The organism is Clostridium sp. MSJ-8, assembly GCF_018918325.1.
Taxonomy (GTDB): domain Bacteria; phylum Bacillota; class Clostridia; order Clostridiales; family Clostridiaceae; genus Clostridium.
Map to the genome: position 1 here is coordinate 48920 of NZ_JAHLQH010000023.1, position 15189 is coordinate 64108.

General features: G+C 28.3%; 16 protein-coding genes. 15 read left to right on the forward strand and 1 reads right to left on the reverse strand.

The annotated features are described in order from the left end of the window. The first annotated feature begins 14 nt into the window (after positions 1-14). From purE to KQI77_RS04515, 11 genes are all read left to right on the forward strand, one after another. Positions 15-494 (forward strand): 5-(carboxyamino)imidazole ribonucleotide mutase, encoded by a 480-nt coding sequence (purE, locus tag KQI77_RS04470; protein ID WP_216388807.1) that lies wholly within the window; start codon positions 15-17, stop codon positions 492-494. Then, on the forward strand, positions 494-1207 hold the full coding sequence (purC, locus tag KQI77_RS04475) for a phosphoribosylaminoimidazolesuccinocarboxamide synthase (protein ID WP_216388809.1): 714 nt from the start codon (positions 494-496) through the stop codon (positions 1205-1207). The genes purE and purC overlap by 1 nt, the downstream gene beginning before the upstream one ends. 1 nt (position 1208) lies before the next feature. Beyond that, positions 1209-2642 carry an amidophosphoribosyltransferase gene (gene purF, locus KQI77_RS04480; protein ID WP_216388811.1) on the forward strand — a complete coding sequence of 478 codons (1434 nt, stop codon included), beginning with the start codon at positions 1209-1211 and terminating at the stop codon, positions 2640-2642. Between the two features lie 9 nt (positions 2643-2651). Then, positions 2652-3653 (forward strand): phosphoribosylformylglycinamidine cyclo-ligase, encoded by a 1002-nt coding sequence (purM, locus tag KQI77_RS04485; RefSeq protein WP_216388814.1) that lies wholly within the window; start codon positions 2652-2654, stop codon positions 3651-3653. After that, positions 3641-4255 carry a phosphoribosylglycinamide formyltransferase gene (gene purN, locus KQI77_RS04490; RefSeq protein ID WP_216388816.1) on the forward strand — a complete coding sequence of 205 codons (615 nt, stop codon included), beginning with the start codon at positions 3641-3643 and terminating at the stop codon, positions 4253-4255. The genes purM and purN overlap by 13 nt, the downstream gene beginning before the upstream one ends. Before the next feature lie 16 nt (positions 4256-4271). Next, entirely contained in the window at positions 4272-5777 is a 1506-nt protein-coding gene (gene purH, locus KQI77_RS04495) for a bifunctional phosphoribosylaminoimidazolecarboxamide formyltransferase/IMP cyclohydrolase (RefSeq protein WP_216388818.1), read from the forward strand. A 73-nt stretch (positions 5778-5850) separates the two neighbouring features. Continuing rightward, a complete protein-coding gene (gene purD, locus KQI77_RS04500) occupies positions 5851-7101 on the forward strand; it encodes a phosphoribosylamine--glycine ligase (protein WP_216388820.1) in 1251 nt (416 codons plus the stop codon). Between the two features lie 68 nt (positions 7102-7169). After that, entirely contained in the window at positions 7170-7793 is a 624-nt protein-coding gene (locus KQI77_RS04505; protein ID WP_216388826.1) for a VanZ family protein, read from the forward strand. Continuing rightward, positions 7786-8913: a GTP-binding protein gene (locus KQI77_RS04510; RefSeq protein WP_216388828.1), complete on the forward strand. Its 1128-nt coding sequence runs from the start codon at positions 7786-7788 to the stop codon at positions 8911-8913. The genes KQI77_RS04505 and KQI77_RS04510 overlap by 8 nt, the downstream gene beginning before the upstream one ends. A 261-nt stretch (positions 8914-9174) precedes the next feature. Further along, entirely contained in the window at positions 9175-9300 is a 126-nt protein-coding gene (locus tag KQI77_RS13160; protein ID WP_301281674.1) for a hypothetical protein, read from the forward strand. Positions 9301-9530: 230 nt separating this feature from the next. Beyond that, positions 9531-10763, forward strand: coding sequence for a Coenzyme F420 hydrogenase/dehydrogenase, beta subunit C-terminal domain (locus KQI77_RS04515; protein WP_216388830.1), 1233 nt, complete (start codon positions 9531-9533; stop codon positions 10761-10763). 146 nt (positions 10764-10909) lie between these two features. On the opposite strand, the gene KQI77_RS04520 is transcribed toward KQI77_RS04515, so the two are convergent. Beyond that, complete coding sequence (locus KQI77_RS04520; RefSeq protein ID WP_216388832.1) at positions 10910-11674, reverse strand: histidinol-phosphatase; 765 nt, start codon at positions 11672-11674, stop codon at positions 10910-10912. 162 nt (positions 11675-11836) lie between these two features. Between KQI77_RS04520 and KQI77_RS04525 the strand changes: the two genes are divergently transcribed. From KQI77_RS04525 to KQI77_RS04540, 4 genes are all read left to right on the forward strand, one after another. After that, entirely contained in the window at positions 11837-12559 is a 723-nt protein-coding gene (locus KQI77_RS04525; RefSeq protein WP_216388834.1) for a glycerophosphodiester phosphodiesterase, read from the forward strand. A 98-nt stretch (positions 12560-12657) separates the two neighbouring features. Further along, entirely contained in the window at positions 12658-13062 is a 405-nt protein-coding gene (locus KQI77_RS04530) for a hypothetical protein (protein WP_216388836.1), read from the forward strand. Positions 13063-13215: 153 nt separating this feature from the next. Then, positions 13216-14013 (forward strand): ion channel, encoded by a 798-nt coding sequence (locus KQI77_RS04535; protein WP_216388837.1) that lies wholly within the window; start codon positions 13216-13218, stop codon positions 14011-14013. Between the two features lie 46 nt (positions 14014-14059). Then, positions 14060-15187, forward strand: a complete 1128-nt coding sequence (locus KQI77_RS04540; RefSeq protein ID WP_216388839.1) for a sensor histidine kinase — start codon at positions 14060-14062, stop codon at positions 15185-15187. Positions 15188-15189: the final 2 nt, after the last annotated feature.

The window sequence follows — 15189 nt, forward strand, 5'->3', positions numbered from 1 at the left end:
AAAGGGGTTTAATAATGAAAGTAGCAATTATTTTCGGAAGTAAATCAGATACTGATATTATGAAGGGAGCAGCTAATGCATTAAATGAATATGGAATATCATATAAAGCATTTGTATTATCTGCACATAGAGTTCCAGAAAAATTATCTGAAACAATTAAGCAAGTAGAAAATGAAGGATGCGAAGTAATAATAGCTGGAGCTGGACTTGCAGCTCATTTACCAGGTGTTATTGCATCTCAAACTGTTCTACCTGTAATAGGTATTCCAGTTAAGGCTGCATTAGAAGGAATGGATGCACTATTATCTATAGTGCAAATGCCAAAATCAATTCCAGTTGCAACAGTTGGAATAAATAATAGCTATAATGCAGGTATGCTTGCAGTACAGATATTATCATTAAAATATCCAGAGATAAAAGAAAAACTTATACAAAAAAGAGCTGAGATGAAGGAAAAATTCATCGCTGAAAATGGGGAAGGAGTAGAACTATAATGGAAAAATTAGAAATGTTATACGAAGGAAAGGCAAAGCAAATATTTAAAACAGATAAGGAAGATGAAATAATAGTTTATTACAAAGATGATGCAACAGCATTCAATGGAGAAAAGAAAGCTCAAATAGACAACAAAGGTGTTTTAAATAATGCTATAACAACAATGATCTTCGAAATGTTAAACGAGAATGGAATAAAGACTCACTTCATTAAGAAATTAAATGAAAGAGAACAATTATGTAAGAAGGTTGAGATAGTTCCTCTAGAAGTTATAGTTAGAAACGTAGCAGCTGGAAGTATGGCTAAGAGATTAGGACTTGAAGAAGGTTACAAATTAAAAACTACAGTATTTGAATTCTCTTATAAAGATGATGCTCTAGGAGATCCATTAATAAATTCATATCACGCAGTAGCTATTGGAGCTGCAACATTTGAAGAAATAGATACAATATTAGATATGACAGCTAAGATTAATGATTTATTAAAAGAATTCTTCTCTAAATTAAATATTAATTTAATTGACTTCAAGATAGAATTTGGTAAATTACCAAATGGAGAAATAGTTCTTGCAGATGAAATATCACCTGATACATGTAGATTCTGGGATGCAACAACTGGTGAAAAACTAGATAAAGATAGATTCAGAAGAGACATGGGAAATGTAGAAGGAGCATATATAGAAATATTAAATAGAATTAAAGGGGAAAAATAATATGATAAAAACTGACTTTGATTTAATATTAGATCCAAGTTTAGACAAGTTTAAAGAAGAATGTGGAGTTTTTGGAGTTTATTCTCCAAAACCTCTAGATGCAGCTGGTGTAACATATTATGGATTATATGCATTACAACATAGAGGACAAGAAAGTGCAGGAATAGCAGTTTCAAATGGCGAAACTATAAATATGCATAAAGGACTTGGATTAATAACTGATGCTTTCAAGAATACTGAAGATCTTCATAAGTTAAAAGGAAATATTGCAGTAGGTCATGTTAGATATTCAACAACTGGTGCAAATACAGTAGAGAATTCTCAACCACTTGTATCTAATTCAAAGATTGGTACAATTGCAATGGCTCATAATGGTAACTTGGTTAATGCTGATGTTATAAGAGAACTTCTAGAAGATGGAGGTCATATATTCCATACTACAATAGATACAGAAGTAATAGCAACATTACTTGCAAGAGGTGCATCTAAGGGTATAGAAAGAGCAGTAGTTGATGCAATGCAGGCAGTTAAGGGAAGTTTTGCTTTAGTAATTATAACAAAAGATAAACTAATAGGTGCAAGAGATCCTCATGGTATAAGACCATTATGTATAGGAAAACTAGATGATGCGTATATATTATCTTCTGAAAGCTGTGCACTTGATGCGGTAGGTGCTGAATTTGTAAGAGATGTTAAACCAGGAGAAATAGTAGTTATTGATGAAGAAGGAATAAAATCAGTAATATATGCAGAAGATTCTGGATGTCAAACTTGTTCTTTTGAATATATATATTTTGCAAGACCAGATTCTCAGATAGACGGACTTGACGTATATACAACTAGAGTAAGAGCTGGAGAACAATTATACAAAGAACATGTTATAGATGCAGATTTAGTTGTGCCAGTTCCAGATTCGGGAATACCAGCAGCAATTGGTTATGCAAAAGCTTCAGGAATTCCATTTGGAACAGGTTTCATTAAGAACAGATATGTTGGAAGAACATTTATATCTCCTTCTCAAGAAGTAAGAGAGAGAGCAGTTGCAGTTAAGCTTAACCCTCTTAAGGTAAATGTTGAAGGTAAGAGAGTAATAATGATAGATGACTCAATTGTAAGAGGTACAACATCTAGACATTTAGTTGAAGCTATGAGAAGAGCAGGGGCTAAAGAAGTACATCTTTTAATTGCATCACCAGTAGTAAAATTCCCATGTTATTTTGGAATAAATACTGCATATAGAAGTGAATTAATAGGTGCAAACCACAAGGTACATGAAATTTCAGAAATATTAGGTTGCGATTCATTAGGATACCTAAGTATGGAAGGAATGTATAAGTGTTTTGAAGGGAAAAAAGGTTTCTGTGTAGGATGTTTTAATGGAGTATATCCAGTAGCTACACCAATAGAAGCAGGAAAAGATTATCTTGAAAGGTAGGGTAAATTAATGATAACTTACAAGGATTCTGGAGTAAACATAGAAGAAGGATACAGATCAGTAAAATTAATAAAAGAATATGCAGCAAGAACTATGAGTGAATATGTACTTAATGGTTTAGGAAGCTTTGCAGGAATGGTAGAATTACCAGAGGGATATAAGAAACCAGTATTAGTTTCAGGTACAGATGGTGTTGGAACTAAGCTTGATATAGCATGTAAGAAGAAAAAGTACGATACAGTAGGTATAGATTGTGTAGCTATGTGTGTTAATGATATATTATGCCATGGTGCTAAACCTTTATTTTTCTTAGATTATATTGCTTGTGGAAAACTTGAAGCAGAAGTAGCAGCTGACTTAGTAAAAGGTGTTTCTGATGGATGTCTTCAATCAGATTGTGCATTAGTAGGTGGAGAAACAGCTGAAATGCCAGGTTTTTATAAAGAAGGAGATTATGATATAGCAGGATTTGCTGTAGGTATAGCTGAAAAAGATGAAATAATTGATGGAAGTAAAATAAATGATGGAGATAAATTAATAGGTATTGCATCTTCAGGAGTTCATTCTAATGGATTTTCTTTAGTAAGAAAGATATTCACTGATTTAGATATGGAATTTAATGGAGAAGAGGTATGGAAGACATTAATTACTCCAACTAAAATATATGTAAAACCAGTATTAAAATTAATGGAATCATTCGAGATAAAAGGAATGGCACATGTTACTGGTGGTGGATTTATAGAAAATGTACCAAGAATGTTTAATGGAAGAGAATTAACAGCAGTTATCAATAAAGATAGTTATAAAGTACCAGCTATTTTTGAAAAGATGATAGAACTAGGTGTAGATAAAGATCATATGTATAATACATTTAATATGGGAATAGGATTTGTATTATGTGTAAATGAAAAGGATGTTGACGGTGTTCTAAAGGCATTAAAAGATATGGGAGAAGAAGCTTTTGAAATAGGATACGTTACATCTGGAGGTGACGGCATTTGTTTAAAATAGCAGTATTAGTTTCCGGGGGCGGAACTGATTTACAGTCTATTATAGATGCTGTAGAAAGTAAAAAGATAAATTGTGCAATTGATATAGTAATAAGCAATAAAGATGGGGTTTTTGCAATAGATAGAGCCAAGAAACATAACATAGATTATGCTGTTGTTTCAAGAAAAGAATATGGGGATAAACAATCAGATAAAATATTAGAGATATGTAAAGAGAGAAGCATAGATTTAATAGTTCTAGCAGGTTACCTTTCAATATTAGGAGGTAACCTATTAGAAGAATATAGTAATAAGATAATTAATATTCATCCATCACTTATACCATCATTTTGTGGACCTAATATGTATGGACTAAAAGTTCATGAAGCAGCTATAAAGAAGGGCGTAAAATTCTCGGGTTGTACTGTTCACTTTGTTAATAGTGAAGTTGATGGAGGGGCTATAATTAAGCAAGAAGTTGTCCCTGTATATTATGAAGATGATGCAGAAACTCTTCAGAAGAGGATATTAGAAAAGGAGCATATAATACTACCAGAAGTGGTAGGATTAATAGCCGAAGGTAAAGTAAGTATAATAAATGGTAGAGTTAAGATAGATAATTAAAGGAGGACTAGTAAACGTGAAAAAAAGAGCTTTAATTAGTGTGTTCTATAAAGATGGCGTAGCAGAATTTGCTAAATACTTAGAATCAAAAGGTGTTGAAATAATTTCTACAGGAGGAACTTATAAACACCTAAAAGAAGCAGGAGTTAATGTTATAGAAGTAAATGAAGTAACAGACTTCCCAGAAATGTTAGATGGTAGAGTTAAGACTCTTCATCCACTTATACATGCAGGTATACTAGCAATAAGAGGAAATGAAGAACATATGAATACTTTAAAAGAAAGAGATATTCATCCAATTGACTATGTTGTTGTAAACTTATATCCATTCTTTGAAAAGGTAAAAGAAGATTTAACATTTGAAGAAAAAGTAGAATTTATCGATATCGGAGGTCCTACAATGCTAAGAGCAGCAGCAAAGAACTTCCAAGATGTAGTAGTTATAAGTGATAAAGATGACTATAAAGTAGTTATGGATGAAATGGAAAAGGACGGAGAAGTTTCGTACAATACTAAGAAAAAGCTAGCTGGAAAAGTATTTAACCTTATGGGTGCGTATGATGCAGCAATTGCTAATTTCATGTTAGAAGGAACAGAAGAATATCCTGAATATCTATCAGCATCATTTAGAAAGAAACAAAGTTTAAGATATGGTGAAAATTCTCATCAAAGTGCAGCATTCTATGAGTCAACTACAGTTCAAGGTGCTATGAATAGTATAGAAATATTAAATGGTAAAGAATTATCATATAATAACTTTAAAGATATGGATATAGCATGGAAATGCGTTAATGAGTTCGAAGAACCAGCATGTTGTGCATTAAAGCATAATACACCATGTGGAGTTGCTATAGGAACTAATCCATACGAAGCATATACAAAAGCTTATGAAGTAGATCCAACATCTATCTTTGGTGGAATAGTTGCTTTCAACAGAAAGGTTGACAAGAAGACAGCAGAAGAAATGGTTAAGATATTCTTAGAGGTTATAGCTGCACCAGATTATGATGATGATGCAATAGAAGTATTAAAGACTAAGAAAAATTTAAGAGTATTAAAAGTTCATAAGACACCTCAAGATAAGAGATATATGGTTACAGTTGATGGTGGAATATTAGTTCAAGAAGAAGATAAGAAGTTAGTAGACGAAATAAAAGTAGTAACTGAAAAGAAACCTACTGATGAAGAAATGAAAGATTTATTATTTGGAATGAAAGTAGTTAAATATGTAAAATCTAATGCAATAGTAGTTGCACATAATGGAATCGCTCTTGGAATAGGTGGAGGTCAAGTTAATAGAATCTGGCCTACAGAAGATGCGTTAAAGAGAGGTAAAGGTGCAACAATATTAGCATCTGATGCTTTCTTCCCATTTAGAGATGTTGTTGATGAAGCAGCAAAATACGGAATTAAAGCTATAATTCAACCAGGTGGTTCTATGAGAGATCAAGAATCTATAGATGCATGTAATGAACATGGAATAGCAATGGTGTTCACTGGATTAAGACATTTTAAACATTAATACTTACTAAAAGCTGTTGTTTTTTTAGCAACAGCTTTTTAAGAAAATAATTGTTATAATTAGGAGGAAACTTATGAAATTATTATTAATAGGTTCAGGCGGAAGAGAACATGCAATAGCACATACGCTTGCAAAAAGCCCAAAGGTAGATAAAATATATGTAGCACCAGGTAATGGTGGAACTGCAATAGAAAATAAATGTGAAAATATAAATATAACTGATTTAGATGAATTAGCAGCATTTGCAAAGGAAAATGATATATATCTAACAGTTGTAGGTCCTGAAGATCCATTAACAAGAGGAATAACAGATAAGTTTAAATCACAAGGACTTAGAATATTTGGACCAGATAAAGCAGGAGCTCAATTAGAAGGAAGTAAAAGTTTCTCTAAAGAATTCATGAAAAAGTATGGCGTAAAGACAGCAGAATATGCAGTATTTACAGATGCAGATGAAGCTAAGAAATATCTTGAAGATTGTGCATATCCAACTGTAATTAAGGCAGATGGATTAGCAGCTGGAAAAGGTGTTATAATATGCTTTAATAAAGAAGAAGCAATAAAAGCTATAGATGATTGTATGGTAAATGACATATTTAATGGTGCAGGCCAAAAAGTAGTAATAGAAGAATTCTTAGAAGGTGTAGAAGCATCAATATTATCTATAACAGATGGTAAAACAATAATTCCTTTTGTATCAGGTAAGGATCATAAACAAATATATGATGGCGGAAAGGGACCTAATACTGGTGGAATGGGAGTACTTGCTCCAAACCCATATGTTACAGATGATGTAATGAAGGATTTTGAAGAAAATATTATGGCAAATACTTTAAAAGGAATTCAAGCAGAAGGTTTTGACTTTAAGGGTATAATATTCTTTGGACTTATGATAACTAAAAAAGGAACTTATTTACTTGAATATAATGTAAGAATGGGAGATCCAGAAACTCAATCAGTACTTAGCTTAATGGAAAGTGATTTATTTGAGCTTATAGAAGCTGCTATGAATGAATCATTAAGTAAGACAACAGTTAAATGGAAAGATGGAGTATGCATAAATGTTGTTCTTGCATCAAAGGGATATCCAGGAAAGTTCCAAAAAGGATATGAAATAACTATAGATGATGCAATAAAAGATAAAGTATTTATAGCAGGAGCTAAATTTGAAGATGGAGTATTAAAAACTAATGGCGGAAGAGTTTTATCAGTAATAGGTACAGGTAAGACAGTAGAAGAAGCTAGAAAAGATGCTTACAATAATATCAAATTTGTAAACTTTAAAGACAGTTATTGCAGAAATGATATTGGATTATGTGAATAAATAGTGTAAAATGGAAATTGTTTAGGGATTTAGTACTTAAACAATTTCTTTGCATTTAGGTGGAATATATGACATTACTTTATTTGAATTTACTTATATATATGTTTTTCTTAATATATCAATTTACAACATATAAGAAGCGAGAAAGCACTATTTATATCGAAATAGCTATATCTATACTGTTACTTGTATTAACATTTATGTTTGCGGTAACGGGCATTAGTCCACTTAGTGGATTGCAGTTAAGACAGCATGGAGTATTTAATTTAATACCATCTCATGGGATAGGAATAATAATGAGATGTCCTAATAATATTTTTAGAATTAAGAATATATTAGGAAATATAATTATGTTTATGCCTATAGGCTTTTTATTACCTATTATTTGGTGTAAGTATAAAAATATATACAGATGCACTATATTTGGAATGTTGTTGTCAGTATCTATAGAGATTATGCAGATGCCATTATCAAGAGGTACGGACATTGATGATGTTATTTTAAATACTTTTGGAACAGTGTTAGGTTATGGAGTTTATGTTATTATAAGAGATAGGCATAATGATATTTTAGAATTATTTGAAGATAACAAAAGATTATACAGTCCTATAAAGCTTATATTGATGTTTTTATTATCAATAGTTGTATTAGGATTTATTATATTAATTAAGGGGATGTTTTTTTATGAATAAAAAATTAGTACCAATTACATTATTAACAGGTTATTTAGGAGCAGGAAAAACTACACTTATTAATCATATACTTAATAACCAACAAGGTTATAAGGTAGCTGTAATAGTAAATGATATAGGAGAAGTTAATGTTGATGCTGATCTTATTGAAAAAGGTGGTAAAGTAGATAAAAAAGAAGAAAATTTAGTTCCTCTTTCAAATGGTTGTATATGTTGTACATTAAAAATGGATTTGATAGAACAAATAGCAGAGATTGTATCAAAGAATAAATTTGATTATATATTGATAGAAGCTAGTGGTATATGTGAGCCAATTCCTATAGCACAAACAATAACTATGCTAGATGGTTCACAACAAGGAACTAACTTACCAGCAGTATGTAGATTAGATAATATAGTAACAGTTGTTGATGCGCTTAGAATAGCAACTGAATTTGAGAATGGGGATAGCCTTGTAGATAATGACGATATTGATGAAGAAGATATTGAAAACTTAATAATAGAACAGATAGAATTCTGTAATACTATAGTATTAAATAAGGTAGATTTAGTATCAGAAGAACAACTTAAAAAAGTAAAAGCAGTAATTAAGAAATTACAACCAGAAGCAAAGATTATAGAAGCTAATCACTCACAAATAGATTTAAAGGAAGTTATGGATACACATGCATTTAACTTTGAAAAAGCATGTAATTCAGCAGGATGGATTCATTATTTAGAAAATCCAGAAGAGGAAGAAGAATCAGAAACAGAAGAGTATGGAATTAATTCTTTTGTATATTATAGAAGAGCACCATTTAACAAGAAAAAGTTTGCTGAGTGGATTGATAAGTGGCCTACTAATATAATAAGATGCAAAGGAATGATGTATACATCAGATGAGTATGATATGGCTTATGTGTTTGAACAAGCAGGAAAACAAGTATCATTCCAAGAAGCAGGACAATGGTTTGCATCAGCACCAAAAGATGAATTTGAAGAGTTAAAGAAGCAATATCCTGATATAATGGATAACTGGGATGAACAATATGGAGATAGAGAAATAAAACTTGTATTTATAGGACAACATTTAAATAAAGATGAAATAAGTAAATCTTTAGATAAGTGCTTAGAGGCGTAAAATAATTTTGGGGTTTAATTAATAAAAAAAATTAAGTTGGCTAAATGTTGTAAATTTACAAAAGGTGTATACTACAGCATTTTAAAAGCTAACTTAATTTTTTGCTCTTTAGGAAATTATATTCTCAAATTTTTAATATATGAATAAAGATTAAATAGTAAAAATAAAAGGTAAATATAATTTTAAGTAGCTAAATTATCAATAAGATTATTACGATATAATAAATGATAACGTTTACTAAAATTATAAGGAGTGATTACTATGGCAAATATAAATTGTGAAAAGATAAATGAGATATTTCAAAAGGAAATATTAGAAGTACTAAAGAAATATGATATAGAAGAATATAAACTTGAAGTAGTCACAACAAAAGAATTAGAGAAATAATATTTGTTATATTTGATGTACTATGTTTTTATTCAATATAAATAAAATTAATCTTTATCGTTAGCTGATGTGGTAATAACTTGATTTTTATATTTAAATTGGATACAATCTTAATGATGTAAATTTATAAATAGCATTTAATAAATATTTCTTTAAGGATGTCATTATTAGTTGAAATTATTTAAAGAAATTGTTTAAGGAAGTAGAAGGTAAGAAAAGGAGATTATAATATGGGAATTGTTCTTTTTGATGAAAAAGAAAAATGTTGTGGATGTGGTGCATGTTTAAATGTATGTCCTAAGAATGCAATTTCTATGAAACCCGATAAGGAGGGCTTTTTGTATCCGTTTATAGATAAAGGTAGATGTATTGAATGTGGGTTATGTAAAAAGTCTTGTAATTATCAAGAAGTGAATTATTTACAAGAACCTATTTCAGCTTATGCAGCAGTAAACAAAAATGAAGAGCAGTTATTTAAGTCGGCTTCAGGTGGCGTATTTTCAGCAATCGCAACACAATTTCTTAAGGAGGGTGGCGTTGTATATGGAGCTACATTAGAATTTAATGATGGTTATGTCAATCCACATCATATTGAAGTTACGTCAATAGATGAACTTTATAAATTACAAGGGTCAAAATATGTTCAAAGTATGATTGATGATTGTTATAAAAAGGCCCAAATTCATCTTGAGAATGGTAAAAAAGTTCTTTTTTCAGGAACACCATGTCAAATTGCAGGTTTATATGGTTATTTAAAAAAATATTATGAAAATTTATGGACAATAGATGTAATTTGCCATGGAGTGCCAAATGCACAATTTTTTAATGATTTTATTAATAATGAATCTAAGAAGAAGAATGCATCTGTCATAGGCTATTGCTTTAGAGATAAAACAAAAGGTTGGGGACTAAATGGACGAATTGATTTTAAGTATCCATCAGGTAAAGTGAAAAGTTTTTATACTTTAGCACGTTTATCATCATACTATACATTCTTTTTAAATGGCGATATATATAGAGAAAATTGCTATAGTTGTCCTTATGCAAGAAAAGAAAGAGTAAGTGATATCACTATTGGTGATTATTGGGGGATAAGAAAAGAACAATCAGAATTATTAAATAAAGAAGAATATGATGAAAATAAAGGAATTTCTTGTGCTTTGGTAAATACAGAAAAAGGGAAGAAACTTTTCGAAGGTATGGGAAAATGGATTTGTTTAGATAAATCGTCTTATGAAAAAATTAGTCGAGGAAATGGTCAGTTGAAAAAGCCATCTGATGAATCAAAAATTAGAAATTATATTTTGAATATGTATGTTACAGAAGGTTATGAAAAACTTGATAAGTGGTATAAAAGAAAAAATAGGAAAAAACTAATTGCATATAGAATGTATAGAATGATTCCTACAAAACTTCGTTTGAAAATCAAGTATATAGCTTTAAACTTTAAAACAAAACTTTAGAGTGGTAATATTAAGTGAATATTACTAAGAAAACTAAAAATGTATAAATAGGCCCTAAAAAAATTCATGTAAACTGAATAAAACAACTTCTTCTTGGCAATAATCTAAATAACAAATTATTACAAGAAGGAGTTGCTTTTTTAAAATTATTCTATTTCTATATTAAGTTGTTTAGCAAATTCAATAGCTTCTAACATAGCATTATCCCACATGTCCTTTGGATTATGACAATCAGAATTTACAACTACTTTTATGTTAGTTTTTGCAACTTCTTCCCAGAAAGGAGTAAAGGGATACATATATCTATAGCCATCTGGAGTATCAAATTTTCCATTTCTTATTCCATTTGCATTTATTTCTAAGGTAATATTATTTTTTACTGCAGCATTTAATATTATATCAGTTGCTTTTTTAGAATTATCATCATAAGGTAAAAAGAATTTCATAAAGAAATCTGGATGTGCAACTATACTAAATAATTTTGTCTCCATAGCTTCTTTTATGGAATTTGCGTAATCTATAAGATAGCTAGTATTATCAATTAGATTATAAGTAACAAGGTTATTGTCTTTATAATACATATGTTGACCTAATAAAAGGTAATCTAAATTGTATTTAGTTAAAAGTTCTTCATAAAAATTCATTTCTTGAGGAAAATATTCTATTTCTACTGCTTTAAGAATTTTAATTTTTTCTTTGTATTTTTCTTTTAATTCATCAAGTGTATTTAAGTAATCAGGAAAATCATTAAAGTTCATTTTGAAATCATGATATACGTCAGGAAAAGGACCATGATCACTTATTCCTAGGATATTTGTATTATTCTTGATAGCTTCTATAATATACTCTTCTTCAGTACCAGTAGCATGACCACATCTATAAGTATGTGTATGATAATTTGATCGAATCATTTTTTTACTCCTTGGTTTCTTATTTTAATATAATAGTATCATAAGTTATGTTAATTTTAAAATCTTATATAAATTTTTATAGAATGAAAAAATACCTGCTAGTAAATGACTAAAAGCAAAGAATGTGATATATAATTATATTATAGAAAGGTGGTATAGGTTATGATTAATTTTGCACATAGAGGATATAGTTCAAAATATCCTGAAAATACTATTTTAGCATTTAGCAAAGCTATAGAAATAGGAGCAGATGCAATAGAATTAGATGTCCATAAGACAAAAGATAATGTATTAGTAGTGATTCATGATGAGAAGGTAAATAGAACACATAGAGGAAAGGGATATGTTAAAGATTATACATTAAAAGAATTACAAAGCTTAAAACACAAATCTTTAAAATATTATTTAAATAGACAAACTTATATACCGACTTTAGAAGAAGTGCTAGATATTTTTAAAAGTAATAAAATGTTAATAAATATAGAAATAAAAAATGATAAAATAAATTATGAAGGCATAGAAAAAGATGTTATAGACATGGTGAAACAATATAACATGAAATCACGAATAATTCTTTCAAGTTTCAATCATAATGCACTTTTAAAGTGTAAGGAGATAGATAATACAATAGTAACAGGAATGTTGTATTCAAAAAACATAAAGAATATAGGAGAATATGCAAAAAAATATAAAGTAGATGCACTCCATCCTTCGGCATTATTACTAGATGAAGAATACATAAAAGAAGCTCATAGATATAAATTAAAAGTGAATACTTATACTGTTAATGTACCAGAGATGATGAATATGTTAATAAAGTGGAATATAGATGGTATAATAACAGATTGTCCTCAAGAATTAAAAAAGATTACAAATAAAAAATAAATGTAAAGATATAGTGAACGTTTTATAAAAGGTATAAATATAACTACAATGAGAGACGAATTATATTGTATAAGGCCAAAAGAATAGGAGGCAGCAATATGATAATGAAAATCTCAGTTTCATGTAATAACTGTAGTTATGAAGAAAAATTTCTCATAGGGCAGATTAAAAATGTTTCATCTATTGAAGAAATTTATAATGAATTAGAAGAAGAAGATAAAATTATATTAGACGACTTAGATGAAAAGAATGAGATATTATCATTTACTTATTATAATAAGTTGACTTATTGCGCAAGATGCAGAAAATTAGAGTCATCTGCTTTAGTTAATATTTTTACAAGGTCTGGGAAAATAATCACTCTAAATGGAAGATGTAAAGTTTGCAAATCAAATTTGAATATATTAAATTCTAATGAAGATATTTTTAAGGTTAAGTGTAATAAATGTAATAAGAATACGCTTAGTGTTGTAGAAAATATCTTAACTGTTGCAGATATTTAAGTATATCTTATATTAATATTTAAATGGTAAACCTCAAAATAACTAAAATTTGTTATAATATATTAAAATCTCACAAAGTATTTTGTGAGATTTTTTCATTATTAAATTATAATGGTAATAATATATAGAGTAATTAATAAATGGATAGAAACTATGAAAATGATTTTTGGTTTAATAGTTATACTTATTATTATTATTAGATTGTTAGGTATAAATAAGGTAAAATTATTAGTGAAATATGTTAATAATTATTATGCAGATAATAAATTATTAATACGGATAATGATTATTATTTCAGAAGTTTCAATATTTTTGAGCTTTTATAGAATTTTTGTAAGTATATATAAGGTTGTTAATATAGGGTATTTTATAGTTATAACATTAATTTTTCATTATATATTTGGATATATGCTTGTTATTATTTCAAGATATAATGAGATAATAGGCAAATCCTTAGATAGTAATATCAGAGAAGAATTTCTAACTAGTTATTTTATTATAAGTATAAATATCTTACTAATATTTATTGCTCCTAGGTTAGCTATAAGATATATAATTACTATATTGGTTGCTAATGTTATTTCGTATCTTATTAATATTCATATTCTATTTATGTTTATTAAAAATCCTAAGGTAGTAAAATTATCAAAAAAAGATAATAGCACGTTTTTCCCTTATTTAATAATTGGTATTATAATTATTTTAATGATAATAGTAAATCTCTATATATTAGTGATAGGAGCATATGTTATAGATGTAAATACCTTTTCTAACAATCCTTCTATGTTAGATTTATTGTATTATACGATAGCTTCCTTTGTAACAATAGGATTTGGGGATATAGTTCCACTTAATAATTTGGGCAAAATAATTTTTATAATAATATCATTTACTAGTGTATTAAGTATATCAATATTTATAGGAGGAATATATTGCAATAGAAAAATATAACAATTAAATGTATAATATGTTATAGAAAAGAATTGGAGCGATATTGATGAAGAAAAGTTTATTTACATTAGCAATAAATATATTTTTAGCAATACTTGGACTATTACAGATAAGTTTAAGTAATGATAGTAATAAACAAATTGTTATATATTGTACATTAGTAGTTTTAATAATTATTCTAATAGAGTTATTAAAAAAAATAAATACATTTATTGAAAAAAATAATATTATAATATCATTATTAGAGGCTAGTATTATTTTGCTATCTATTAATGTATATAATTTAAAAATTGGATTATACCTTGTGCCTATGGTAGTATTAAATATTATAGGATATAAACTTAATGTGTATTTGAGTGCTGGTATTGTTATTGTAATTTCTATGTTTTTAAATGGAAAAGACGAGATAATAAATCTTGTTATCTATAATTTTTTAGTTACTATGTACTTATACAATATAGAATCGGATTATAATTCTAAACAAGAATTAAAACTTCTTAATAAAGATCTTAGGGAATCAGAAGGAATAATGAAGAAAAAAATGATTAACTTAGATAAATATTTAGAGCAAAATGTTATAATAACAACATTAAAAGAGAGAAATTATATAGCACAAAAACTACATGACAAATTAGGTCATAGAATTGCAGGATCTATTATGCAGTTAGAAGTGGCTAGGGAGATTATGGATAGTGATGTACAAACTAGCAAGGATTTTTTAAATAATTCAATAAATAATTTAAGAGAAGGTATGGAAGAAATAAGAGATTTTTTACATAATGTAAAACCAGAAGAAAAAATTATTTCACTAGAAGATTTAAATGAAATAATAGTTAAATTTCAATGTGTTAGTGGAATAAGCTGTAGATTTAATGTTGAAGGAGAAATTAACAGATTGCCATCAATGATTATAGAAGTATTTAAAGATAATATAAAAGAAGCATTAACTAATGCAGCTAAGTATTCTAAAGCTACTAAAATTGAAATTAACTTATACATATATAATAAAATAGCTAGACTAGAGATAAGAGATAATGGAATAGGTGCAACACTAAACAAAGAGAATATGGGAATAGGATTAAAAGGAATGATTGAAAGAGCAAAAGTTATAAATGGAAATATAGATTTTTATAATGATAATGGATTTGTAATAAGTATGCTAGTAGGAGTGTAAGA